This window comes from Kitasatospora sp. NPDC051705 (assembly GCF_044453265.1).
Lineage (GTDB): Bacteria > Actinomycetota > Actinomycetes > Streptomycetales > Streptomycetaceae > Kitasatospora.
Map to the genome: position 1 here is coordinate 28589 of NZ_JBITCO010000013.1, position 21945 is coordinate 50533.

21 protein-coding genes are annotated in these 21945 nt (G+C 74.4%); 8 read left to right on the top strand and 13 right to left on the bottom strand.

Annotated features, from left to right (window positions below; genetic code table 11):
- The first annotated feature begins 212 nt into the window (after positions 1–212).
- Positions 213–1016, top strand: coding sequence for a hemerythrin domain-containing protein (locus ACIA8Q_RS18295; protein ID WP_396317447.1), 804 nt, complete (start codon positions 213–215; stop codon positions 1014–1016).
- A 221-nt stretch (positions 1017–1237) separates the two neighbouring features.
- Here ACIA8Q_RS18295 and ACIA8Q_RS18300 read toward each other — a convergent pair whose 3' ends face one another.
- Complete coding sequence (locus tag ACIA8Q_RS18300) at positions 1238–1831, bottom strand: DUF6891 domain-containing protein (protein ID WP_396317448.1); 594 nt, start codon at positions 1829–1831, stop codon at positions 1238–1240.
- A gap of 79 nt (positions 1832–1910) precedes the next feature.
- Between ACIA8Q_RS18300 and ACIA8Q_RS18305 the strand changes: the two genes are divergently transcribed.
- Positions 1911–2873 carry a DUF1152 domain-containing protein gene (locus tag ACIA8Q_RS18305; protein WP_360207588.1) on the top strand — a complete coding sequence of 321 codons (963 nt, stop codon included), beginning with the start codon at positions 1911–1913 and terminating at the stop codon, positions 2871–2873.
- 80 nt (positions 2874–2953) lie between these two features.
- Here the strand turns inward: ACIA8Q_RS18305 and ACIA8Q_RS18310 are convergent, their stop codons facing one another.
- Both ACIA8Q_RS18310 and ACIA8Q_RS18315 read right to left on the bottom strand, forming a co-directional pair.
- Complete coding sequence (locus ACIA8Q_RS18310) at positions 2954–3502, bottom strand: DUF1707 and FHA domain-containing protein (protein WP_360207585.1); 549 nt, start codon at positions 3500–3502, stop codon at positions 2954–2956.
- A 184-nt stretch (positions 3503–3686) separates the two neighbouring features.
- Complete coding sequence (locus tag ACIA8Q_RS18315; protein WP_360207582.1) at positions 3687–4235, bottom strand: DUF1697 domain-containing protein; 549 nt, start codon at positions 4233–4235, stop codon at positions 3687–3689.
- A 79-nt stretch (positions 4236–4314) separates the two neighbouring features.
- Between ACIA8Q_RS18315 and ACIA8Q_RS18320 the strand changes: the two genes are divergently transcribed.
- A complete protein-coding gene (locus ACIA8Q_RS18320; RefSeq protein ID WP_360207579.1) occupies positions 4315–4785 on the top strand; it encodes a pyridoxamine 5'-phosphate oxidase family protein in 471 nt (156 codons plus the stop codon).
- 60 nt (positions 4786–4845) lie between these two features.
- Here the strand turns inward: ACIA8Q_RS18320 and ACIA8Q_RS18325 are convergent, their stop codons facing one another.
- Entirely contained in the window at positions 4846–5202 is a 357-nt protein-coding gene (locus ACIA8Q_RS18325) for an arsenate reductase family protein (protein ID WP_360207577.1), read from the bottom strand.
- 171 nt (positions 5203–5373) lie between these two features.
- Here ACIA8Q_RS18325 and ACIA8Q_RS18330 point away from each other — a divergent pair, with 171 nt between their 5' ends.
- The 3 genes from ACIA8Q_RS18330 to ACIA8Q_RS18340 all read left to right on the top strand — a co-directional run bounded on the left by ACIA8Q_RS18330 (position 5374) and on the right by ACIA8Q_RS18340 (position 7901).
- Positions 5374–6591, top strand: coding sequence for a cytochrome P450 (locus ACIA8Q_RS18330; protein ID WP_360207575.1), 1218 nt, complete (start codon positions 5374–5376; stop codon positions 6589–6591).
- Positions 6592–6804: 213 nt separating this feature from the next.
- Positions 6805–7503, top strand: coding sequence for a PP2C family protein-serine/threonine phosphatase (locus ACIA8Q_RS18335; RefSeq protein ID WP_396317449.1), 699 nt, complete (start codon positions 6805–6807; stop codon positions 7501–7503).
- Positions 7458–7901 (top strand): PP2C family protein-serine/threonine phosphatase, encoded by a 444-nt coding sequence (locus tag ACIA8Q_RS18340; protein WP_396317450.1) that lies wholly within the window; start codon positions 7458–7460, stop codon positions 7899–7901. The genes ACIA8Q_RS18335 and ACIA8Q_RS18340 overlap by 46 nt, the downstream gene beginning before the upstream one ends.
- Positions 7902–8017: 116 nt before the next feature.
- On the opposite strand, the gene glnA is transcribed toward ACIA8Q_RS18340, so the two are convergent.
- Positions 8018–9430: a type I glutamate--ammonia ligase gene (glnA, locus tag ACIA8Q_RS18345; RefSeq protein WP_360207570.1), complete on the bottom strand. Its 1413-nt coding sequence runs from the start codon at positions 9428–9430 to the stop codon at positions 8018–8020.
- 263 nt (positions 9431–9693) lie between these two features.
- Here glnA and ACIA8Q_RS18350 point away from each other — a divergent pair, with 263 nt between their 5' ends.
- Positions 9694–10161: an RDD family protein gene (locus tag ACIA8Q_RS18350; protein ID WP_360207567.1), complete on the top strand. Its 468-nt coding sequence runs from the start codon at positions 9694–9696 to the stop codon at positions 10159–10161.
- A gap of 197 nt (positions 10162–10358) precedes the next feature.
- On the opposite strand, the gene ACIA8Q_RS18355 is transcribed toward ACIA8Q_RS18350, so the two are convergent.
- From ACIA8Q_RS18355 to ACIA8Q_RS18385, 7 genes are all read right to left on the bottom strand, one after another.
- A complete protein-coding gene (locus ACIA8Q_RS18355) occupies positions 10359–11057 on the bottom strand; it encodes a DUF4191 domain-containing protein (protein ID WP_387898663.1) in 699 nt (232 codons plus the stop codon).
- Positions 11058–11288: 231 nt separating this feature from the next.
- Positions 11289–11525, bottom strand: a complete 237-nt coding sequence (locus ACIA8Q_RS18360; RefSeq protein ID WP_396317451.1) for a hypothetical protein — start codon at positions 11523–11525, stop codon at positions 11289–11291.
- A gap of 109 nt (positions 11526–11634) precedes the next feature.
- Positions 11635–12588 carry a lipoyl synthase gene (locus tag ACIA8Q_RS18365; RefSeq protein ID WP_360207562.1) on the bottom strand — a complete coding sequence of 318 codons (954 nt, stop codon included), beginning with the start codon at positions 12586–12588 and terminating at the stop codon, positions 11635–11637.
- Between the two features lie 167 nt (positions 12589–12755).
- Positions 12756–13526 (bottom strand): lipoyl(octanoyl) transferase LipB, encoded by a 771-nt coding sequence (gene lipB / locus ACIA8Q_RS18370; RefSeq protein WP_387898668.1) that lies wholly within the window; start codon positions 13524–13526, stop codon positions 12756–12758.
- A 237-nt stretch (positions 13527–13763) separates the two neighbouring features.
- Positions 13764–15815 carry a GAF domain-containing protein gene (locus ACIA8Q_RS18375; RefSeq protein WP_360207557.1) on the bottom strand — a complete coding sequence of 684 codons (2052 nt, stop codon included), beginning with the start codon at positions 15813–15815 and terminating at the stop codon, positions 13764–13766.
- A 98-nt stretch (positions 15816–15913) separates the two neighbouring features.
- Complete coding sequence (locus ACIA8Q_RS18380; RefSeq protein WP_360207555.1) at positions 15914–17299, bottom strand: MFS transporter; 1386 nt, start codon at positions 17297–17299, stop codon at positions 15914–15916.
- A gap of 128 nt (positions 17300–17427) precedes the next feature.
- A complete protein-coding gene (locus tag ACIA8Q_RS18385; protein ID WP_360207552.1) occupies positions 17428–18189 on the bottom strand; it encodes a 3-hydroxybutyrate dehydrogenase in 762 nt (253 codons plus the stop codon).
- A gap of 309 nt (positions 18190–18498) precedes the next feature.
- Between ACIA8Q_RS18385 and ACIA8Q_RS18390 the strand changes: the two genes are divergently transcribed.
- Positions 18499–20391: a regulator gene (locus tag ACIA8Q_RS18390; protein WP_360207549.1), complete on the top strand. Its 1893-nt coding sequence runs from the start codon at positions 18499–18501 to the stop codon at positions 20389–20391.
- Between the two features lie 154 nt (positions 20392–20545).
- On the opposite strand, the gene ACIA8Q_RS18395 is transcribed toward ACIA8Q_RS18390, so the two are convergent.
- Positions 20546–21874 (bottom strand): NAD(P)/FAD-dependent oxidoreductase, encoded by a 1329-nt coding sequence (locus ACIA8Q_RS18395; protein ID WP_360207546.1) that lies wholly within the window; start codon positions 21872–21874, stop codon positions 20546–20548.
- Between the last annotated feature and the right edge of the window lie 71 nt (positions 21875–21945).

The following is a 21945-nucleotide window of genomic DNA, read 5'->3' on the forward strand; positions in this document are numbered from 1 at the left end:
GGGCTGTGCCCGGCCCCGCCGCCGCCCGTCCGGCGGTGGTCGCCGCAGCGTTCCGGCGGCGTCCCCGGCGCAGCCGCCCGGGGGTGCATAAACGCCTGTGACCTGCGCGTCAATCGGACATTGATTCGCTTCTGATCGACTGTGAGCACTTTGGATGGCGCCGCGTCCCACCGGCCGGCCCGCCCGATCCGCCACCTCGTGAAGAGAGTCCCATGCCGATCCACCTGCTGCCCCAGCCGTCCCCCGCCGTGCCCGAGCAGGCGCAGTCCGGGGCCGACTCCAGGGGTGCGGCCGCGTCCGCGCTGGCCGCCGACGAGGAGCCGGCGACGGCCCGCTTCGCCGGGTTGCGGCTGGTGCACTCCGCGCTGCGCCGCGACCTCGCCCGGCTGCCCAACGCGCTGCGCCTGCTGCAGCCCGGCGAGGACGACGCGGGTGAGGCGCTGCTGCGGCACTGGACCTTCGTGACCGCGATGCTGACCTGCCACCACGAGCAGCAGGACACCCGGATCTGGCCGATCGTGCGCCGCTTCGCGCCCGAGCTGCGGTTGCTGCTCAACTGGCTGGAGGCCGACCACCACAACCTCGACCACTCCTTCACCCGGGTCACCACGCTGGTCCGGATCGCCAGCCGGGACACCGGGAGCGCCTGGCCGGTGGCGTACGCGATGGAGGACCTGGCGGCCCGGCTGGAGACGCACCTGCGGATCGAGGAGCGCCAACTGCTGCCCCGGATGGAGCTGGTGGTCCCGGAGACCTCCCGGCTCGGCGGCCTGGGCGAGCTGCTGGACCTGCTGCGCTCGGCGGACGGCCCGGGCACGGCGGACGCGCTGGCCTGGCTGCTGGACGGGGTGGAGCCGGCGACGGTCGAGCGGCTGCTCGCCGACTGCGACGACGACGTGGCCCGCAACTGGCCGCACTGGCAGGCCACCTACCAGCGCTGCACCGCCCAGCTCTGGGGCGCGTCGGGCGGGCCGGGCGACAGCGGGCCCGGCGACCTGGGCGGCATCGCCGACTGACTGCCCGGCCTTTTCTCGGGCCGTTCGTCTACGCGCGTGGCATGCGCCGAAGGCATATGCCGAGCCGAAGCCGGAGTCCACCGCACCGGTCCATCTCGCCGGCGTCCGTTCGCGCAGGCCTCACTCCCCGGCGTCCCCGGCGTTCACGGTGCCCTCAGGGGCCGACCCCCGGCGCCCCGGCGCAGGTCGCCACCGCGGCCCCGGCGCCGACGCCACCACCGTCACTCCGGCAGGCGGTTGAGCCACAGCAGCGGAGCGACCCGGATCGCCGTGTGCGGCGAGCCGTCCCACTCCGCCGGCAACCCGGCCGCCGCCAGGGCGGCCACCACCGCCCGGCCGACCTCGACCGTCCGCCGCTCCGCCACCCCGGCGGGCTCCGCCCCGGTGCGGAAACCGCCGTACCGCAGCATCAGGCCCTGACCGGCGGCGGCCGCCTCGGTGTCCTGCTGGTGGAAGAAGACGAACCCGTGCGAGCCCTCGTCGGCCTCGCCGCCGATCTCCTCGTAGCCGCAGATGGCACAGCAGGTGAAGTCCATCGCCGCGACGACGCCCTGCTCCTCCAGCGCGTCGAACGCCGCCTCCAGGCGGTCCACGTCCGTGGTCGCGGGCCAGGAGGCCTGCTCGGCCAGCCGCTCGTCCCACAGCGGAGCGACGATCCGCTCCGCCTCCTCCTGCGTCAGTCCCTGGTCGTCGAGGACCTCGACCAGGGACTCGGCTATCTCGTCCGGCTCCTGGAAGCCGCACCGGATCAACTCGCGGGCCCGCTCGCGGGCTTCGCGCAGGACTTCGGGGTCGACGTCCGTCTCCTGGGTCATGCGGCGATCCTCGCACCCGCCACTGACAACGCCCGGCCCTCGGCGCCGGCCCGCGGGTACCCGGTGCTACCGTCCGCCGATGACCTCACTGCTGCAACCCCCGCTGCTCACCCGGCTGCTGGCCGCCGAGCGCATCCTCATCGCCGGCGCCGGGGGCGGTTTCGACGTGTACGCCGGTCTGCCGATCGCCCTCGCCCTGCGCGCCGCGGGCAAGGAGGTGCACCTGGCGAACCTCTCCTTCACCCACCTCTACGGCCTGCCCGCCGAGGTCTGGGCGGAGCCCGAGGTGGCCCGGATCGGCCCGGACACCGCCGCCCCCGAGGGCTACTTCCCGGAGCGCACCCTGGCGCGCTGGCTGCACCGGCACGGGATGCCCGACACGGTGTGGGCGTTCCCGTCCGTGGGCGTCCAGCCGCTGCGCGAGGCCTACCGGGCGCTCACCGGCCGCCTGGGCGTCGACGCGGTGCTGCTGGTCGACGGCGGCACCGACATCCTGATGCGCGGGGACGAGGCCGGTCTCGGCACCCCGGAGGAGGACATGGCCAGCCTCGCCGCGGTGGCCGGTCTCACCGGGGTGCCCGAACGGCTGGTCGCCTGCCTGGGCTTCGGCGTCGACGCCCACCACGGCGTCAACCACGCGCTGGTGCTGGAGAACCTCGCGGCGATCGAGCGCGCGGGCGGCTACCTCGGCGCCTTCTCCATCCCCCGCGGCAGCCGGGAGGGCGTGCTCTACCTGGACGCCGTCGAGCACGCCCGGGCCGCCTTCCCCGAGCACCCCAGCATCGTCAACGGCTCGGTGGCGGCGGCGCTGCGCGGCGAGTTCGGCGACGTCCGGTTCACCGACCGGACGAAGGGCGGCGAGCTCTTCGTCAATCCGCTGATGACGCTCTACTTCGGGGTGACCGTCGAGGCGCTGGCCGCCGAGAACCGTTACCTGGACCGGATCGAGCACACCGTGCTGACCCGCCAGATCAGCACCGTCATCGAGGAGTTCCGGGACGACCTGCCCCGGCAGCGCCCGCCCCGGCAGTTCCCGCACTGACGCAGAGCGCCACCGGGCGCCGGCGGCCCGCGGTCAGCGCCACCCGGCACCGCCCTCCGTGCCGCCGGGCCGGGGCACGGTCAGCCGGAGGCCAGCCGGAACTCCAGGTTCCCGAAGCGGACCTGGTCGCCGGCCCGGACGCGGACGCCGCCCGCGATCCGGCGGCCGTTCACGTGCGTGCCGTTGGTCGAACCGAGGTCGTACAGCACCCAGCCGCCACCCTCGTGCCGGAGTTCGGCGTGCTGGCGGGAGACCGAGGCGTCGTGCAGCCGCAGCCCGGAGCCGGGGATCCGGCCGATCGTCAACTGGACGGCACCGGCCTGCGGGAGGCTCAGCCCCGGCAGCCGCTCGGTGCGCCAGGCGCGGTTCAGCCGGTCCCCGAACGCGGAGACCCTGCCGACCGCCCGCAGCACGAGGCGCTCGACCGGGTTCCCGGTCGGCAGCCCGGTCATCGCCGCGTCCAACTCGCCCTTGCTGGTGGCCTGGAGGACGATCTCCATCCGGCCGAGGAAGGTGTCGTGCGACAGCCGCCCGCTGCCCGCGCCGTCCCGGAGCGCGCCGAGGGCCTGCTCCCGTTCGGCGTCGGACGGCCGGAGCGCGCCGCCGCGGAACTCAGGAGACGTCGTCATGGCCCGATTGTCGGCTCAGCCGGCCGGGACTGTCCAGAACGCGCCGCCCGCCGGCGCCCGATGAGTACGTCACTGCACTCCAGACGCTGGCCGGGCGCGCGCGGTTCCGGCCGCCCGGGGGCGGTCCACGGGCCGTCCCGACGACCGTCCCGACGACCGGTCAGGCGACCGGCCCGACGGGGTGTCAGCCCTTGCGGGCCGCCGCCAGGATCTTCTCCGTGGTGTGCAGGAACCGGGAGGTCACCGAGCCCCGATAGGCCTTGCCGAACAGCTCCCCGGTCACCCACTTGCCGTTCCTCAGGTGGATCACCACGTACGCGGCGCCCGGGTCGGCGCCGATCACCTCGTGGTCGCCCTTGGGCGAGGTGTACGGGACGGCGAGGTCGGCAGGCAGCGGCTCGGACAGGAAGGCCACCACCAGCCGGACGTCCGGTGTCACCTCGACGCCCCGGAACGGCTCGGCGGCGAGCAGCTCGGCCACCTCGTCGACGGTGCGCAGCAGCACCGGCACCGGGTACCCGAGGGACTGCTCCAGGTGCTGCTCGATGCGTGCGGTCAGGGCGGCGCGGTCCGGCTCGTCGGTGGTGAAGAAAACGTTGCCGCTCTGGATGTAGGACCGGACGCCGTCCAGCCCGAGCTCGGTGAAGAGCTCCCGCAGCCGTTCCATCCGCACCGTCCGGCCGCCGACGTTGATGGCGCGGAGGAAGGCGATGTACGTGGTCGTGGTGGTCACCCCGCCAGTCTGGCACCGGGCACCGACAGCCGTCCGGCGGTGCCCGGCGGGTGTCGGTACCGGGTGCCAGACTGGCGCCATGGCTACCTGGCAGGATTTCGAGCAGGAGGCCCCGGACCTCGCGCCCCTCGTGCGGGCCCGGTTCGAGGCCGAGAAGCACCACGTCCTGGCGACGCTGCGCAAGGACGGATCGCCCCGGGTGAGCGGCACCGAGGTCGACTTCGTCGGCGCCGACCTGATGCTCGGGTCGATGTACGGCTCCGCCAAGGCGCGTGACCTCCAGCGGGACGGCCGCTTCGCGCTGCACGCCCACCCGGGGGGCGAGCGGATGGAGGGCGGTGACTCCAAGGTCTCCGGCCGCGCGGTCGAGATCACCGACGAGACCGAGCTGGCCGCCTACGCGGCGGATCTGCCCGAGCCGCCGCCCACCCCCTTCCACGCCTTCCGGCTGGAGCTGGAGCAGGTCGTGCACACCGCGGTGGGGGAGGGCCACCTCTGGGTCCTCAACTGGCACCCGGGCCGGCCGGTGCAGCGGATCCAGCTGCACTGACCGGCCCGGGCCAGGGTCCGCAGGGCTCGATTCCGGCCCGGCGGGATCCGGAAGAGAGGGCTAGGGCAGGACGGACTTGACGGCCTCCGGGGTGCGGGCGACGACGGCGTGGCCGTCGTCCGCGGTGATGATCGGGCGCTGGATCAGGATCGGGTGCTCGGCCAGCGCCGCGATCCAGCGCGCCCGGTCGCCCTCCTCCCGGGTCCACTGCTTCATCCCGAGGTCCTTGGCGACCTGCTCGTCGAGGCGGGTGATGTCCCAGGGCTCCAGGTTCAGCCGCTCCAGCACCTGCTCCAGTTCGGCCGCGGTGGGCGGGTCCTCCAGGTAGCGCCGGACGGTGTACGCGGCCCCGGCGGCTTCCAGCACGCCGAGCGCGGACCGGCACTTGCCGCAACGCGGGTTGATCCAGATCTCCATGCCGTCCAGCCTACCGAGCCGGCCGACGGCCCTCCGCCCACCGGTGGCCGGGCAGGCCGGGCCGTCCCGCCCGGATGGCCCGGCCGGGACGGGAACTCCGCCGCGCCCGACGGTGGTTCACGAACCAGGAATCGGGGCCCGAGGAGAAGGGCCCCCGGAGGGGAGCAGCGGATGGACGGCGCGGCGATCATCGAGCAGTTGCTGACGGGCGAGGGCACGGCGGACCCGTACCCGCTGTACGCGCGGGCGCACGAGCTGGGCACGGTGATGCCGGCCGGCCCGGGCACCTTCCTGGTGGTCGGGCACGCGGCGGTCGACCGGGTGCTGCGCACCCCGGCCTTCGCGGTCGCGACCGCCGAGATGATGGCGGGCCTGACCCCGGAGTTCGCCGAGCACACCTCGCTGGCGCTGTTCGGCCGTTCGATCCTGCAGCGCAACGCGCCCGACCACCCCCGGGTCCGCCCGCTGATCGCCTCGGTGTTCACCGCCCGGCGGGTCGCCGCGCTGCGTCCGGCGGTGGAGGCCGCGGTCGCCCGGCTGCTGGACGAGATGGCCGAGCAGGGCGCGGACGGCTCCCCGGTGGACTTCATGGACGCCTTCGCCTTCCGCCTTCCGGTCGGCGTGATCTGTGAGCTGCTTGGCGTCCCCGAGCGGGACCGCTACCGCTTCCGCGGCCTGGCCTCCGACCTCACCGTCGCGCTGGAGTTCGTCGACGACCGCTCCGAGCTGGCCGAGGCCGACGCGGCCGCCGACGAGCTCGCCGACTACTTCACGGCGCTGGCGGCCGAGCGCCTCGCCCGTCCGCAGGACGACCTGGTCACCGACCTGGCCCGGATCGCCGCCGACGACCCGGAGCGGCTGCCGGCCCGGGAGCTGCTGGCCAACCTGGTGCTGCTGCTGGTCGCCGGCTTCGAGACCACCACCAACCTGCTCGGCAACGGTCTGGCCCTGCTGTTCCGCCACCCCGAGGTGGTGGCGGGCCTGCGCAGCGGCGCGGTCACCCCGGCCGGTTTCACCGACGAGGTGCTGCGCTTCGACTCCCCGGTCCAGCTCACCTCCCGGGTGGCCCTGGCCGACGACCTGGCCGTCGACGGCCTGCCGGTGCCGCCCGGCGACGTGGCGCTGCTGCTGCTCGGCGCGGCCAACCACGACCCGGCCCGCCACCACCGCCCCGAGGTGTTCGACCCGCGCCGCACGGACAGCCAGCCGCTGAGCTTCGGCGGCGGGCCGCACTACTGCCTGGGCTCCCAGCTGGCCCGGCTGGAGTCGGAGGTGGCGGTGCCGGCGCTGCTCGCCCGCTTCCCCCGGCTCGCCCCGGGCGGCGTTCCGACCCGCCGCGACCGCCTGGTCCTGCGCGGCTTCGAGACGCTGCCCGTTTCCGTCCGCTGACCGCGCCCCGACCGCCCGGACTGCCGGACTGCCGGGCGGTCGGGCCCGCTCGGTCCGGTCGGCCCGCTCGGCCTCGGTCGGCCCGGTGGCACGTGCCGGCCGGCAGTCCGTCGGGATCCGGGACGTTCGACCGTTCGTGGCAGGGCCGTCCGTGGGAGAGCATGGAGGGGCGAACCCGGTCAATCCGGGACATTCGTTCAGGAGGTCCCCGCCGTGCCCACAGCGCCCCGCCCACCGCACCCGGTGGCCGTGGAACCCAGGGTGCCGCGCTGGGTGCCCTGGCTGCCGGTGCTGCTGCTCCTGCTCGACCTGACCGCCGAGGCGGTCGTCCCGGACGCGGTGGCCGCCGGCTTCCTGCTGACCGCCCTGCCGGTGGTCGCGGCGTTCAGCTACGGCCCGGTGCTGACCGCCGCCACCACCGTCGGCTCGCTGGCCCTGCAACTCGTCCTCGCCCTGCGCGCGGGCCACATCAACGAGCAGCACCACGTCTGGGTCTACATCGCCACCCTGCTCTCCGGGGTGATGGGCACCGCCCTCGCGTGGCAGCGCACCCGGCAGAACCGCAACCTGCTGCAGGCCCGGACGGTCGCCGAGACCCTGCAGCGCACGGTGCTGCGCCCGGTGCCGGACCGGGCCGGCGGCCTGCGGGTGGCCGGCCTCTACCGCCCGGCCCAGGCCGAGGTGCTGGTCGGCGGGGACCTGTACGAGGTGTGCGACACCCGCTTCGGCGTCCGGGTGCTGCTCGGCGACGTCCGCGGCAAGGGTCTCGGCGCGGTCCGGACGGTGGCCGACGTGCTCGGCGCCTTCCGGGCCACCGCGCACGACACCCCGGAGCTGGTCGACCTCGCCGACAGCTGGACCGGGCCGTGCTGCGCGACGCCGCCGACCGCGGCGACGACGAGCTCTTCGTGACCGCCGTCCTGCTGCAGTACCGGCCGGGCTCCGACTGCGTGGAGATCGTCAACCGGGGCCACACCACCCCGCTGCTGCTCGGCGACGGCACCATCACCCCGGTGTCCTGCGCCGACGAGCTCCCGCTCGGCCTCGGCCACCTCGGCCCCGCCGAGGAGCGCGGCAAGCCGACCGCCGTCGCCCTTCCCCCGGGCCGCACGGTGCTGTTGTACACCGACGGCGTCAGCGAGGCCCGGGACGCCACCGGCACCTTCTACCCGCTGGCCCCGCGGCTGGCCGCCCTCGGGACGACCTCGCCCGACCGGCTGGTGTCCTTCCTGGCCCAGGACGTCCACGAGTACGCCGGCCTCCTCGCCGACGACCTCGCCGTCCTCGCCCTCACCCCCGACGCCCCGTGACCCCCACCCACGCACCGGGCCCCGCCGCCCTCCCGAAGGAGCACGACGGGGCCCGAGTGGTCCGACCGTCCGAACCGACCCACCGGTCCTGACCAGTGGATCGGCCGCGACCCGTCCTACAGGTCGTAGTAGAGCTCGAACTCGTGGGGGTGGGGGCGGAGGGCGATCGGGGCGATCTCGTTGGTGCGCTTGAAGTCGATCCAGGTCTCGATCAGGTCCGGGGTGAAGACGTTGCCGGCGAGGAGGTACTCGTGGTCGGCTTCCAGGGCCTCGAGGACGGCCGGGAGCGAGGAGGGCACCTGCGGGACGTTGGCGTGCTCCTCCGGGGCCAGCTCGTAGAGGTCCTTGTCGACGGGCTCCAGCGGCTCGATCTTGTTGCGGATGCCGTCGAGGCCGGCCATCAGCATGGCGGAGAAGGCCAGGTAGGGGTTGGAGGCCGGGTCGGGCGCGCGGAACTCGATGCGCTTGGCCTTGGCGTTGGAGCCGGTGATCGGGATGCGGATCGCGGCGGAGCGGTTGCGCTGGGAGTACACCAGGTTGACCGGTGCCTCGAAGCCGGGCACCAGGCGGTGGTAGGAGTTCACCGACGGGTTGGTGAAGGCCAGCAGGGAGGGGGCGTGCCGGAGCAGGCCGCCGATGTAGTAGCGGGCCATGTCGGAGAGGCCGGCGTAGCCCTGCTCGTCGTAGAAGAGCGGCGAGCCCTCGCTCCACAGCGACTGGTGGACGTGCATGCCCGAGCCGTTGTCGCCGAAGATCGGCTTCGGCATGAAGGTGGCGGTCTTGCCGTTGCGCCAGGCGACGTTCTTGATGATGTACTTGAACAGCATCAGGTCGTCGGCGGCGTGCAGCAGGGTGTTGAACTTGTAGTTGATCTCGGCCTGGCCGGCCGTGCCGACCTCGTGGTGCTGCCGCTCGACCTCCAGGCCGGACTTGGCCAGCTCCAGGGACATCTCGGCGCGCAGGTCGGCGAAGTGGTCCACCGGCGGGATGGGGAAGTACCCGCCCTTGTACTTGACCTTGTAGCCGCGGACGTCGCCCTCGGCGGCGCCGCTGTTCCAGGCGCCGGCCTCCGAGTCGATGTGGTAGAAGGACGCGTTGGCGCTGGTGTCGAAGCGGACCGAGTCGAAGACGTAGAACTCGGCCTCGGGCCCGAAGAACGCGGTGTCGGCGATGCCGGAGGAGGCGAGGTAGGCCTCCGCCTTCTTGGCGACGTTGCGGGGGTCGCGGCTGTAGGCCTCGCCGGTGACCGGGTCCTGGATGAAGAAGTTGATGTTGAGGTGCTTCTCGGCCCGGAACGGGTCGAGGCGGGCCGTGGCGAGGTCCGCGACCAGGGCCATGTCGGACTCGTGGATGGCCTGGAAGCCGCGGATCGACGAGCCGTCGAACATCAGGGTCTCGGACGGGTCGAAGGTCGCCGCAGGTACGGAGAAGTGCTGCATGACGCCCGGCAGATCGCAGAAACGGACATCGACGAACTTCACATCGTTGTCCTGGATGAACTGCTTCACTTCGGCGGCGTTGTTGAACATACATCCTCCTCGGCGTGCGAATGGGGCTCACCCTAGGAATGGCCCGTTTCCGGCCGGTGACCCGGCCGTTTCGTAAATGTTAACCACGGCCCTCGCGCGGGCGGCAAAGACGTACGGGACGGGGCAAAACGCCTCCCGGTCAGGGGCGCCCCTCCGCAAGTGGTCTGGACCACTTGGAAAGCCCCGGCGACACGATTCACCCGCTCGTGGCGTTCGGGGGAGCCGGTGGCGGTCCGGGCCGACCGCCCGGTTAGTGTGGATTCGTGGACACCAGAGAAGCGTTGGGATCGTGGATCGACGGCCCGAAGGCGGCCGCCGAGAAGATGGGCGCCGACTTCGGCCACCGCGGCGAGCGTCTCGGACTGCCCAAGGAGGGCTCCGGCTCGCTCGCCGGCCCCGGCCGCCGGATCGGCGCCCTGTTCGTCGACGGCTGGCTCGTCGCCCTGATCGCCTACGGGCTGATCGGCAAGGGCAGCGCAGGCCACGCGAACCTGTGGACCAGCCCGCTCTACTTCCTGGTCGCGTCGGTGCTGCTCGCCACCACCGGCACGACCGTCGGCAAGCGGCTCTTCGGCCTCCGGGTGGTCCGCCTCGACGGCGGCCGCGCCACCATCCCGCAGGTCCTGCTGCGCACCCTGCTGCTGTGCCTGGTGGTGCCGCCGCTGGTCTGGGACCGCGACACCCGGGGCCTGCACGACAAGGCCGTCGGCACGGTCGAGGTCCGGATCTAGAGGTCCGGATCCAGAGGTGCGGATCCAGGGGCTCCGATCCGGAGGTCCGGATCCGGGCGGCCGGCTCGTCAGCACGCCGGACGGCCGACGGGCCGCGGTCGGTGGCCAGCGCACCACGGCCAGCGCACCACGGCAAGCGAACGGCCCCGCTGCGGAGTCTCCGCGGCGGGGCCGTTCGCGTTCGTGGTGGGGAGGGGTCAGCGGACCTGGCCGCCCTTGGGCATCCGGGCACCCTTGGGCATCGGGCCCTTGGGGATGGGCGCCTTGGAGAGCAGGTCGCCCAGCGCGCGCAGCCGGTCGTTGGTCTCGGTGACCTGGGCGGCGGTGATGGCGCGGGGCAGGCGCATCAGGTGGATCTGCAGCTTCTTGAGCGGGATCTCACCCTCTCCGTTGCCCACCACGATGTCGTGCACCGGCACGTCGCCGACGACACGGGCCATCTTCTTCTTCTCGGAGGCCAGCAGCTGGCGCACCCGGTTCGGGTTGCCCTCGCCGATCAGCGCGATGCCCGCCCGGCCCACGGCGCGGTAGACCGCGTCCTGGTTGCGGGTCACCGCCACCGGGGTGGAGTTGGAGCTCCACCCGCGCCGGATGTTGTTCAGCACCGCCGCGACGGCGCCCGGCTGCCCCTCCATCTGTCCGAACGCCGCGCGCTCGGCCCGGCGCCCGAAGACGATCGCCATGGCCAGGAAGGCCACGATGAAGCCCAGGATCCCCAGGTAGACGGGGTGGTCGATTGCGAAGCCGATGGCGAGGAACACGCCGAAGGTCAGCAGGCCGACGCCGGCGATGATCAGGCCGATCTTGGTGTCGACCTTCTTGGTCATGGTGTACGCCAGGCGGATCTGCTTCAGTCGCCCGGGGTTCTCGGATGTTTCCCTCGCCATAACGCTCATGGTACGTGGCACGGGTACGGGATATCCAAGCCCGGGTACCCGTTCGCCCCCAACCGTGACCCGTGTGCGGGTACCCGACTGCGTACGGCGACGGCTGTGCCCGGGGGCGGTGACGTCCTGCGACCGCGGGACTCCGGGGCGCTCGGGCCCGCCGGGTCCGGGGCCGGGACCGCTCCAGCGCCGCGCGGTCGGCCCCGCGGTCGGGTCCGGCGCGGTCGGGCCCCGCAGGCGCTACGGGGCCGTCTTGGCGCCGACGGCTCCGGCGTCGTGCCGGCGGTCCGCCGCGTACCGGCGGTTCTCGCAGACCGCCGCCCAGGCGTTGCGCCGGGCCTGCCGCTGGCCGCCCGCCAGCAGGACGTTCTCGGCGAGCCGCAGGGCGACACCCACCGACCGGATCCGCATCCGCATGCCGAACAGCTCCCTGGTGGCTGAGAAGAATCGAACGATCGCGACGAGTTCCATCGTCACCACCCCGTGTTACCAGCCCGTGACCAGCCAGTCAAAGCACGGTGAAGCCGAAAGGGCGGAGCCGGAGCTCCGCCCTTTCGCGGGGTGCGGGTGGCGCGGTGGCGCCGGGTCAGACCGCGGCCTGCTCGCGCCGCTCCAGCGCCTGCCGGTAGAGCCGGCCGGCCCGGTACGAGGAGCGCACCAGCGGGCCCGACATGACGCCGGCGAAGCCGAGCTCCTCGGCCTCCTGCTGCAGCTCGACGAACTCGTGCGGCTTGACCCAGCGCTCGACCGGGTGGTGGCGCAGCGAGGGGCGCAGGTACTGGGTGATGGTGATCAGCTCGCAGCCGGCGCCGACGAGGTCGGCCAGCGCCTGGCTGACCTCCTCGCGGGTCTCGCCCATCCCGAGGATCAGGTTGGACTTGGTGACCAGCCCGGCCGCGCGGGCCTGGGTGATGACGTCCAGCGAGCGCTCGTAGCGGAACGCCGGGCGGATCCGCTTGAAGATCCGCGGGACGGTCTCGACGTTGTGCGCGAGCACCTCGGGGCGGGAGGAGAAGACCTCGGCCAGCTGCTCGGGGACGGCGTTGAAGTCGGGGATCAGCAGCTCGACGCCGGTGCGGCCGCCCTGGCGCTCGGCGGTCATCGCGTGCACCTGGCGGACGGTCTCGGCGTACAGCCACGCGCCGCCGTCGGCGAGGTCGTCGCGGGCGACGCCGGTGATGGTGGCGTAGTTGAGGTCCATCGTGACGATCGACTCGGCGACCCGGCGGGGCTCGTCACGGTCGAACTCGGCGGGCTTGCCGGTGTCGATCTGACAGAAGTCGCAGCGGCGGGTGCACTGGTCGCCGCCGATGAGGAAGGTCGCCTCGCGGTCCTCCCAGCACTCGAAGATGTTGGGGCAGCCGGCCTCCTGGCAGACCGTGTGCAGCCCCTCCTTCTTCACCAGCGACTGGAGGGCGTTGTACTCCGGGCCCATCTTCGCGCGGGTCTTGATCCACTCGGGCTTCCGCTCGATGGGGGTCTCGCTGTTGCGGACCTCCAGGCGGAGCAGCTTCCTGCCGTCGGGCGCGACAGCGGACACGTGCGACTCCTAGAACTAGACGGGGTACCCCCAGGGTACGCCTGTGGTTGTACGGCCTTCGCCGGGCCTACCGCCCTGCAATCGCAGGGCAACAGAGCTACCGGCCGGTAGATTCCCGGGGGTTCCCGCCGGGGCGGCCCCAGGGAGGGTACCCGGGGGCGGGGGCCTCAGCGGCTGAGCGCGGGCTCGGGCAGCTCGGCGAACACGTCCGCCAGGTGCCGCTCGACCACCGGCAGGGCCTCACCGACGGTGAAGTCGCGGCGCAGCTCCCCGGCGAGCGAGGCGACCCCGGCGTCCCGGATGCCGCACGGCACGATGCGGTCGAACCAGGTCATGTCCGGGTCGCAGTTGAGCGCGAAGCCGTGCATCGTCACCCCGCGGGCGACCCGGACGCCGATCGCGGCGAGCTTGCGGTCGTCGCCGCGCTGGCCGGCGTTGGAGGGCGCGTACTCGGGGCCGGCGAGCCGCGGGTCGATGCCCAGCGGCAGGCCCATCCGCAGGGTCAGCTTGCCGATGTCGACGACCTGGGCCGGGTCGACGACGGCGTCCGGGATGGAATCGCCCAGCACCCAGACCCCGCTGCGGCCCTCGACCCGGGTGGTCCCGACGCCGAACTCGCCGCAGGCGCGGATCAGCGCCTCCTCCAGCCGCCGGACGTACGCGACCACGTCGATCGGGTCGGGCAGCTTGACGATGGGGTAGCCGACCAGCTGGCCGGGGCCGTGCCAGGTGATCTCGCCGCCCCGGTTGACCTCGACCACCGGGGTGCCGTCCAGCGGCAGGTCGGCGGGGTTGGTGCGCTTGCCCATCGTGTAGACGGGCTGGTGCTCCAGCAGCAGCACGGTGTCGGGGATCTCGTCCGCGACCCGCAGCGCGTGCAGGCGCTGCTGCTCCTCCCAGGCCTCCTGGTAGGCGACGGCGCCCTCGCCGATGCCCATCCGGACGAACCGCACGTTCTCGCTCACGCGCCCACCTCGCTGCGCTGGGCGGTCGCTCCGCGGGACGCGCAACTCCCGATCGACCGCTCGCTCCGCTCGCTCACGACTGCTCCTTGCCAGGCGTTCGAGACCAACCTCGCCACTGTACGCCCACGCCCGGACGGACCGTCCAGCCACCCGATCGGAGCTCCCCGGCGCCCCTCCGGGGGCGGCGCGGCCCTGTCCGGAGCAGGCCGGTTAGTCGCCGGAGAGCAGCTGCAGCCGCAGCGCCAGCTGGAGTTCGAGGGAGCGCTCGGGCTGGTTCCAGTCCCGGCCGAGCAGCGCCTCGACCCGGTCCAGCCGCTGGACGACGGTGTTCACGTGGACGTGCAGCTCGTCCTTGGCCCGGGTGAGGCTGCCGCCGCAGTCGAAGTACGCGCGCAGGGTGCGGACGAGTTCGGTGCCGCGCCGGGCGTCGTAGGCCAGCAGCGGGCCGAGCGTGGTGCCGACGAAGCCGTCCACGTCGTGCCCGCCGCCGAGCAGCACTCCGAGGAAGCCCAGTGCGCGGGCCGAGGCGCCCTCCCCGGCGCGGCCGAGCACCCGCAGGGCCCGCACGCAGCGCAGCCCCTCGGCGTACGCGGCGGCCAGTGCGGGCGGGCCGGCGGCGGGGCGGCCGGCGCCGACGGTGACAGGGAAACCGGCCAGTCGGGCCAGCCGCTCGGCGGCCTGCCGCGCGGCCTCCTCCGGGTCGCCCGCCTCGGGCAGCAGCAGGACGACGGCCTCGCCGTGCTCGGCGCTGACGCCGCGGGTGCCGAACAGGTGGCGCCGGGCCGCGCCGACCAGCCGGCCGCGGTCGGGGGGCCCGGTGGGGCCGGCCGGTTCGGCGACCAGGACGAGGTGCGGACGGGCCAGGTCGACGCCGAGCCGGCGCCCGCGGGCGGTGAGCCCGGCCGGGTCGCGGTCGGGGGCGGTCAGCAGGTCGGTGAGCAGTTCGCCGCGGATCCGGTTCTCGGTCTCGGCCACCGAGCGGCGCAGCAGCAGGAGCAGCGCCGTCACCACGCCGGCCCGCTCGAACAGCCGCCGGTCGGCGTCGTCGAGGTCCGGCCGGCCGCGCAGCACCAGGGTGCCGAGCGTGTCGTGCCCGGCGAGGACGGCGCACACCCAGTGGTCGCCGTGCCGGACGGAGCGGCCTTCGGCCCGGGACGCGGCGACCGCCCCGGCCAGCTCGGCGGCGGGTGCGGACCGCCCGGCGAGCGACTCCCCCTCGGCGTCCAGGACGGCTATCTCCCCGCCCAGCAGCGCGGCGACGGCGGCAGCCACGTCGGGCACCTCTGCGCCGCGCAGCACGAGGTCGGTGAGCCGGTCGTGCGCCTGCTCGGCGCGCTGGACGGCGGCCGAGTGCGCCCGGACCAGCTCGTTGGCGCTGTTCAGTTCGGCGAGCGCGGCCCGGGTGTCGGCCAGGGCCTTGGCGGTGTCCAGGGCGATCGCGGCGTGCGCGGCGAGCGTGCAGAGCAGCGCCACCTCGTCGGGGGAGAAGGCGCGCGGCGAGCGGTCGGCGGCGAAGAGCACCCCGATGACCCGCCCGCCGAGCAGCAGCGGCACCCCGATGATCGCCACCAGGCCCTCGTCCAGGACGCCGGCGTCGATGGTGCCGGTGTGGTGGAACCGCTCGTCGGTGCGGTAGTCGGGGGTCGCGTACGGGCGGGCGGTCTGCGCGACGAGTCCGCCGAGCCCGTCGCCGAGGCTGAGCCGCAGGGTCTGGAAGAGGACGGAGACCGAGCCGTCCGTGACCCGCATGTAGGTGTCGCCGGCGGCCTCGTCCGGCAGGGTCAGGTACGCGGTGTCGGTGCCGAGCAGCATCCGCGCCCGGCGGACGATCGCCTGCAGCACGGCGTCCAGGTCGCGGGAGGCGGCGAGGTCGCCCGCGGTGTCGAACAGGGCGGTCAACTCGGCTTCCCGGCGGCGGTGCTGGCGCAGGGTGCGGTGCACGCGGAGGGCCTGCCAGGTGGCGTCGTCGAGCTCGGCGAGCACATCGGCGGGCGCTCCCCGGCGGCGGGCGTCGGCGAGCACGTCGGCGAAGTCCTCGGTGGCGGCGCCCGAGGCGAGCAGGTCCAGCAGCCGGCGCAGCGCGGGCGCGGCGGCCGCGGGGTCGTCCGGGGCGGCCCGGGGGGTCGGGACGGCGGGGGAGCCGTCCGGGCCGTCCTGGACGGAGCCGTTCGCGGTGCGGTCCGCGGAGCTGTTCGCGGAGCTGTCCGCGGTGCCGTTCGCCGTGCGGTCCGCGACGGGTCCGGGGTCGAGGGGGTCGTTCATCGTGCGTGCCGCCAATCGGCAGTGGGTCGCGTGCCCTTGGGACGGAAGCGCGATCGTAGCGGCTCGGCCGCCGGGCCGAGCCGCCGTCCGTCGCGCCGTCAGGTGGTGGCGGGCGTTCCGATCGCGGTGGTGTCGGCGGCCCCGGCCCCCGCGGCCGGCTCCACCCCGGTGAGGTCCCGGCCCCGGGTCTCCCGTCCGCAGAGCACCGCCAGGACGGTGACCGCCGCCGCGACGGCCACGTACACCGCGATCGGGGTGGCGTTGCCGTAGTCCTTGAGCAGCGCGGTCGCGATCAGCGGCGCGGGTGCGCCGGCCGCCACCGAGGCGAACTGGGCGCCGATCGAGGCGCCCGAGTAGCGCATCCGGGTCGCGAACATCTCGGAGAAGAAGGCGGCCTGCGGCGCGTACATCGCGCTGTGGAAGACCAGCCCCACCGTCACGGCGACCACCAGTTGTCCGAAGGACCGGGTGTCCACCAGCCCGAAGAAGACGAACGCCCAGACGCCGACGCCGACCGCGCCCACCAGGTAGACCGGTCTGCGGCCGACCCGGTCGGACAGCGCGCCGAACAGCGGGATCAGGGCGAACTGGACCGCCGATCCGATCAGTACCGCGTTCAGGGCGGTCTGCTTCGCGAAGTGCGCGTGGGTCACCGCGTACGCCAGCACGAACGTGGTCATGACGTAGTACGAGATGTTCTCCGCCATCCGGGCGCCCATCGCCACCAGCACCTCCCGCCAGTGGTGGCGCAGCACCGCCACCAGCGGCGGCTGCTCGGCCTCGGCCTCGCTCTTGCGCCGCTGCTCGGCCGCGGCCAGCGCCTGCCGGAACAGCGGGGACTCGTCCACCGCGAGGCGGATCCAGAGCCCGACCCCGACCAGTACCGCCGACAGCAGGAAGGGCACCCGCCAGCCCCAGGACAGGAAGGCGTCGTCCGGCAGCACCGAGGTCAGCAGCGACAGCACCCCCGCCGCCAGCAGGTTCCCGGCCGGCGCGCCGCCCTGCGGCCAGGACGCCCAGAACCCGCGCCGCCGCTGGTCCCCGTGCTCCGACACCAGCAGCACCGCGCCGCCCCACTCCCCGCCGAGCGCGAAGCCCTGCACCAGGCGCAACGCGGTGAGCAGCACGGGGGCCGCCGCCCCGATGGAGTCGTAGGTGGGCAGCGCCCCGATCAGGGTGGTCGACCCGCCCATCAGCAGCAGGCTCAGCACCAGCAGCTTCTTGCGGCCCACCCGGTCGCCGAAGTGGCCGAACACCAGGGCCCCGACCGGTCGGGCCGCGAACCCGATCGCGTAGGTGAGGAAGGAGAGCAGGGTCCCGGTCAGCGGGTCGCTGTTGGGGAAGAAGAGCTTGTTGAACACCAGCGCGGCGGCCGTGCCGTAGAGGAAGTAGTCGTACCACTCGATGGTCGTGCCGATCAGGCTCGCGGCCACCACTCGGGGGAGTGAACGGCTCGCTGCTGGAGCGGGTGCGGGGGAGGTCATGGTCACCACTTCCGGGACGGGGGGACGGTGTCGCCACAAGGTAGGGAGCGCCGACCGTCGGGACGATGTGGGCCACCCACACAGTCCCGGTGGTCGGGACGGGGCGGGCGGCCACGGGTGGCGAGGGGTCAGTGCGCCGTCCAGCCGCCGTCGATGGGCAGGCTGGTGCCGGTGACGTAGGCGGCGGAGGGCGTGCAGAGCCAGAGCGCGAGCTGGGCGACCTCGGCGGGCTCGATCAGGCGCTTGACGGCGGTGCGCTCGAGCATGATCCGTTCGACGACCTCGTCCTCGCCGATTCCGTGGGCGAGCGCCTGGCCGGCGATCTGCTTCTCCACCAGGGGGGTCCGGACGTAGCCGGGGTTGACGCAGTTGCTGGTGACGCCGTGCGGGGCGCCCTCCAGGGCGACGGTCTTGCTCAGGCCCTCCAGGGCGTGCTTCGCCGTGACGTAGGCGGACTTGAAGGCGCTGGCGCGCAGGCCGTGGACGGAGGAGATGTTGACGACCCGGCCCCACCCCTGCCCGTACATGTGCGGGAGGGTGCGGCGCAGGATGCGGAACGGGGCCTCCACCATCACGCGTTGCATGAGGGTGAAGCGGTCGGGCGGGAACTCGTGCACGGGGGCGACGTGTTGGAGGCCGGCGTTGTTGACCACGATGTCCGCGTCGTCCGGCAGGGCCTCCACGGCCTGCGGGTCGGCGAGGTCCGCGACGACGGCCAGGCCGCCGATCCGCTCCGCGAGCTCCCGGGCCGGGCCGGCCGCGAGATCGACGACGTAGACCCGGGCGCCGGCCCCGGCGAAGGCCTCGGCGCAGGCCCGGCCGATGCCCGAGGCGGCCCCGGTGACCAGGGCCGTCCGGCCGTCGAGCGGGCGGGCTGAAGTGGTGTCCATGGCCGAGAACGGTAGGAATCCGGGGCCCCGGCTCCCATGTGGTGGACCGCCACAGCCCGTCGAACGACAGTGGTGCTCACCGCCATGACGGCCGATCGACGGTTCGACCGCGGAACGCCAAACACATCCTGCCCCCGCTTCCCCACAATGGGCGCGGTTGCTTCACCCGTTCGGAGGATTGCTCGGTCAGATCCACCCATAGCGCCCGAATGCTCGCTACATTCACGCCGATTCCCGACAGGGGGCGCCGCCCCAGGCAGCCGAAGCGCTGGTGGAGCCAGGTGCGACGTCCGAGAGGTGTTGACTGACATGCCCCAACGGCCTGCTACCGACCGCCCGGCGTACGGACCGCTCGACCCGCTCGGCCAGCACCGAGGTCCGGTCGGCCGGGCCCTTCCGGACGCCCCCGACACCCTGACCGCCGACACCCGGACCGCCGATACCCTCACGGCCGACCCTCTGACGGCCGACGACCCGACCGCGGGCGACCCGCGGCTGCCCGCGCAGGCCGCACCCGACCGGCACGAAGGCGACCGGCACGCAGCCGACCGGCACGAAGGCGCCGGGCCGGCCCCGGCGCCCTCCGGCGGGCACACCGGTCACTCCGGTCCGGCCCCGCAGAACGGCCAGCTCGCCGCGCTGATCGAGGAGGCCGGCTTCTCGCACGCCGGTCTGGCCCGCCGGGTCGACCAGCTCGGCCTGGAGCACGGTCTCGACCTGCGCTACGACAAGACGTCCGTCACCCGCTGGCTGCGCGGCCAGCAGCCGCGCGGCGCGACCCCGGCCCTGATCGCCGAGGTCTTCACCCGCCGCCTCGGCCGCCGCCTCACCGCCCAGGACCTCGGCCTGGACGCCTGCGCCCCGGTGTACGCGGGCCTGGAGTTCGCCGAGACCCCGCAGGAGGCGGTGGACATCGTGGCGAGCATGTGGCGCAAGGACAACGGCCCGCAGTCCGAGCTGCGCCGGATCGCCTTCACCCCGGCCGGCCTGGTCGTCCCCAGCCGGGACTGGCTGATCGGGCGCACCGACGAGCGGGTCGCCCGGGACGGCTCCACGCTGGCCCGCCCCGACGCCGCCACCGGACCGCCCCCCACGGGCACGGCCGCCCAGGGCCCGCCCGGTGCGTCCGCCGCGGGCCCGGCGCGCGCCCAGGGCCCGGGCGCACGCCCGACCGCCGGCACCACCGGCACCGCCGCCGTGCCCGCCGTCGGCCGGGTCCCCACCCAGAGCCGACGCCCGCCGGCCGCCGTCGAGCCGCCGTACCACGACCCGGCCCGCGAGTCCCGCCCCGCGCTGCGGGTCGGCCGCGGCGACATCGCCGCGATCCGCGCCGTCGGCGACCTCTTCCGCGCGCTCGACCACGCCTACGGCGGCGGGCACGCCCGGCAGGCGCTGGTGCGCTACCTGGAGAGCGAGGCCGAGCCGATGCTGCGCGGCCGCTACGGCGAGCAGATCGGCCGGGCGCTGTTCGGCGCGGTCGCCGACCTCACCAGGCTGGCCGGCTGGACGTCCTTCGACATCGCCGCGCACGGCCTCGCCCAGCGCTACTTCGTGCAGGCGCTGCGACTCTCGCAGGCGGCCGGGGACCGCGCGCTCGGCGGGTACGTCCTGGTGACGATGAGCCAGCAGGCCGTCCACCTGGGCCACGGCCGGGAGGCCGTCCAGCTGGCCCGGGTCGCCCAGCAGGGCGTGGGCACGGCGGTGCCGCCGGTGGTGCAGTCGCTGATGCACGCCGCCGAGGCGCGCGGGCACGGCCTGCTGGGTGACGTCAGGGCCTGCACCACCGCCCTGGTGCGCTCCGAACGGGCCCTGGCCGCGGCCCGCCCCGGCGACGAACTCCCTTCTTGGGCACGGTACTTCGACGAGGCACAGCTCTCCGACGAGTTCGCCCATTGCTACCGCGACCTGCAGCAGTGGCGCACCTCGGCGCAGCACGCCGAGAAGTCGCTGCGGCTGCGCTCGCCCGCCTACGCGCGCAGCCGCATCTTCTGCCGGCTGGTGCTGGCCACCGCCCGGCTCGGCATGGGGGACCTCGACGAGGCCTGCACGATGGCCACCGACGCGCTGCGGGCGGCGGGGGAGATGCGCTCGGCCCGCTCGCTGGAGTACGTCAGGGACTTCCACCGCCGCCTCACCCCCTACCGGGGCAGCCCGGTGGCCCGTGCCTTCGAGGAGACGGCCCGCCAGGCGGGGGTGATCTGAGGCCCGGGGCGGCGGGGTCGGCCACGCGGCGCCGCCCGTTCCGGCGGGCCGCCGCGCAGCTCGGCGGAGCCGATCCCGTCGCCGGCCCGGACCACCGGCCCGGCCGGGCCCCGGTCCGTCGTCGAACCCCGTCCGCGGGGCGGCCCCGGGGCCGTCAGGCCGCCGCGGCCTCCCGGGCGGAGGCCGGCACGCCGAGGTCGCGCAGCACCGCCTGCGCTGCCCGCCGGCCGGACACCAGTGCCCCCTGCACGCTACTGGTGTCCCGGTGGTCCCCGGCGACGTAGAGGCCGGCCAGCACCCGCACCGGGCGCCGGGGGTTGTGCGGCGGCGGCATCGCGGGCACGGCGTCCGGGACGTGCCGCACGCTCAGGAACTGCCAGCCCGTCGTCGGGGTGCCGTACAGCTCCGCGAGCCGGGCCCGGACCGCCGGTTCCAGCCCGGCCGGGCCGCCCGCGTCGAAGGACCGCCGGCCGAGCACGGTGGTGGCGATGAGCGCCTGCCCGGCCGGGGCGTACGAGGGGTGCAGCTCGCTGAGCACCAGCGAGTGCGAGACCAGCGGCGGCTGCCCGGCGGGCCGGTCGCCGTCGAGCAGCAGGACGGCCTCGCTCAGCGGGGCGCGGTCGGCCGCGTGGTAGAAGGTCGTGACGGGGTGGAAGTCCGGCAGCCGCAGCCCGGGCAGCAGGTCGGCGGCGGACCGCGCGTCGGTGGCGAGCACGACGGCCTGGGCGCCGATCCGCCCGTGGGTGAGGGTCTCCACGCCGTCGGCGGTGACCGAGGTGACCTGCACCCCGGTGCGCACGGTGCCGGCGGGCAGGGCGGCGGCCAGCTGGGCCGGCACGGCCGCGATCCCGTCGGCGGGCAGACAGAGCCGGCCGCGCGCGTAGGAGCGCAGCACCAGGTCGGCGATCCGGCTGCTGGTGCCGAGGGCCGGGTCGCTGAGCAGGGCGCTGAGCAGTGGCCGCAGGAAACCGTCGACGGTGCGCGGGGCGAGCCCGTGGCCGGTCAGCGCGCGGGCGGTGGTGGTCTCCGGGCGGGCCTGGAGCCTGCCGGCGGGGGTGGCGGCGAGCCGGCCGAGCCAGCTGCCGAGCCGGGCCTTGTCGAGCGTGGTGCCGAGCGGGGCCCGGGTGGCGGCCTGCCGGGCGGTGGTGAGCTGGGGGTCCCCGGTGCGGTGGCGGCGGCCGCCGCTGTGCACGAGTACGCCGGGCGCGAGCGGGCGCAGGTCGAGCCGGTCGAGGTCGAGCACGCGGCGTGGTTCGGGGAACGCGGTGTTCAGCAGGTGGCCGCCGTCGTCGAGCCGGAATCCGTCGAGCTCGCGGGTGGCCATCCGGCCCCCGATCCGGTCCGTGGCCTCGAGGACCTGGACGGTGAGGCCGTGGCCGGTGAGTGCGCGGGCGGCGGCCAGGCCCGCGAGTCCGGCGCCGACCACGACGACGTCCGGGTCGGACGGACGGCGGGCGCGGCGGGTGAAGTCGTACGTGGGCACGGGCGTGCTCCCTCCCTGGTCCCGGGGCTCCGGCCGACGCAGGCAGCGGGGTGCCGGGACACGGTCCGACG

Coding starts and splice junctions, on each gene's coding strand:
- ACIA8Q_RS18325 (WP_360207577.1), bottom strand. CDS start 5,202: ATGGAGATCTGGATCAACCCGCGTTGCGGCAAGTGCCGGTCCGCGCTC.
- ACIA8Q_RS18305 (WP_360207588.1), top strand. CDS start 1,911: ATGACCTCACTGCTGCAACCCCCGCTGCTCACCCGGCTGCTGGCCGCC.
- ACIA8Q_RS18375 (WP_360207557.1), bottom strand. CDS start 15,815: ATGAACGACCCCCTCGACCCCGGACCCGTCGCGGACCGCACGGCGAAC.
- lipB (WP_387898668.1), bottom strand. CDS start 13,526: ATGGGCATCGGCGAGGGCGCCGTCGCCTACCAGGAGGCCTGGGAGGAG.
- ACIA8Q_RS18355 (WP_387898663.1), bottom strand. CDS start 11,057: ATGAGCGTTATGGCGAGGGAAACATCCGAGAACCCCGGGCGACTGAAG.
- ACIA8Q_RS18310 (WP_360207585.1), bottom strand. CDS start 3,502: ATGACGACGTCTCCTGAGTTCCGCGGCGGCGCGCTCCGGCCGTCCGAC.
- ACIA8Q_RS18380 (WP_360207555.1), bottom strand. CDS start 17,299: ATGACCTCCCCCGCACCCGCTCCAGCAGCGAGCCGTTCACTCCCCCGA.
- ACIA8Q_RS18295 (WP_396317447.1), top strand. CDS start 213: ATGCCGATCCACCTGCTGCCCCAGCCGTCCCCCGCCGTGCCCGAGCAG.
- ACIA8Q_RS18390 (WP_360207549.1), top strand. CDS start 18,499: ATGCCCCAACGGCCTGCTACCGACCGCCCGGCGTACGGACCGCTCGAC.
- ACIA8Q_RS18300 (WP_396317448.1), bottom strand. CDS start 1,831: ATGACCCAGGAGACGGACGTCGACCCCGAAGTCCTGCGCGAAGCCCGC.
- ACIA8Q_RS18385 (WP_360207552.1), bottom strand. CDS start 18,189: ATGGACACCACTTCAGCCCGCCCGCTCGACGGCCGGACGGCCCTGGTC.
- glnA (WP_360207570.1), bottom strand. CDS start 9,430: ATGTTCAACAACGCCGCCGAAGTGAAGCAGTTCATCCAGGACAACGAT.
- ACIA8Q_RS18330 (WP_360207575.1), top strand. CDS start 5,374: ATGGACGGCGCGGCGATCATCGAGCAGTTGCTGACGGGCGAGGGCACG.
- ACIA8Q_RS18320 (WP_360207579.1), top strand. CDS start 4,315: ATGGCTACCTGGCAGGATTTCGAGCAGGAGGCCCCGGACCTCGCGCCC.